Origin of the sequence: Neobacillus bataviensis LMG 21833 (genome assembly GCF_000307875.1) — a bacterium.
GTDB classification, from domain to species: Bacteria; Bacillota; Bacilli; order Bacillales; family Cytobacillaceae; genus Neobacillus; species Neobacillus bataviensis.
In genome coordinates, this window is the sequence record NZ_AJLS01000107.1 from 1 (window position 1) to 734 (window position 734).

General features: G+C 40.3%; 2 protein-coding genes and 1 pseudogene. All 3 read right to left on the minus strand.

Annotated features, from left to right (window positions below):
- Positions 1-41: 41 nt before the first annotated feature.
- The 3 genes and pseudogenes from rpmD to BABA_RS28600 all read right to left on the minus strand — a co-directional run bounded on the left by rpmD (position 42) and on the right by BABA_RS28600 (position 637).
- The gene (gene rpmD / locus BABA_RS13805) at positions 42-221 is read right to left on the minus strand and encodes a 50S ribosomal protein L30 (RefSeq protein WP_003129921.1); all 180 of its coding nucleotides are present in this window, start codon (positions 219-221) and stop codon (positions 42-44) included.
- A gap of 10 nt (positions 222-231) precedes the next feature.
- Positions 232-603: pseudogene (locus tag BABA_RS13810) on the minus strand (uS5 family small ribosomal subunit protein); the annotation flags it as partial.
- Positions 575-637: a DNA-directed RNA polymerase subunit alpha C-terminal domain-containing protein gene (locus BABA_RS28600; protein WP_476703717.1), complete on the minus strand. Its 63-nt coding sequence runs from the start codon at positions 635-637 to the stop codon at positions 575-577. The gene BABA_RS28600 and the pseudogene BABA_RS13810, both read right to left, overlap by 29 nt.
- Positions 638-734: the final 97 nt, after the last annotated feature.

Consider the following 734-nt stretch of genomic DNA (forward strand, 5'->3'; position numbering starts at 1 on the left):
TTTATAGTTTCTCCTCAGATTGTTATTTTATGCAATAGTAATTATGCTTCTTCAACTTTTACCAAGTGAGAAATAGAGTTTACCATACCAAGAATAGCAGGTGAACCTTCTTTTACTACTGAGCTGTTGAGTTTACCAAGACCGAGTGCTTTAACAGTTTTGCGTTGAGCAGGGATACGGCCGATTGGTGAGTTTACCAATGTAATTTTAATTTGAGCCATTTTTTCCTCCTTAGGCGAAATCTGATACAGATTTACCGCGTAATGCAGCAACTTCTTCAGCACGTTTCAATTGAGTCAAACCATCAACTGTTGCACGAACAACGTTAATTGGTGTATTTGAACCAAGTGATTTTGATGTTACGTCAGCAACACCAGCGAGTTCGAGGACGGCACGAACGGCACCACCTGCGGCAACTCCAGCACCTTCTACAGCTGGTTTAAGGAGGATTTTACCACCACCGAAGACACCAAGTGCTTCGTGAGGAAGTGTAGTACCTACCATAGGAACTGTAATAAGGTTTTTCTTAGCTGCTTCGATTGCTTTACGGATAGCTTCAGGAACTTCTTGAGCTTTACCAGTACCGGTTGATACCTGCACGTTTCAAACCATTGTAAGCACGAACTGAGAAGTCCATTTCTTCAATAATTTTATCGAGCACACGTTCTGTTTTAACTTCATCTTTAACCAATCAGTATTGATTGTTTATAAATTAATAAAGATCGGAAGAGCGT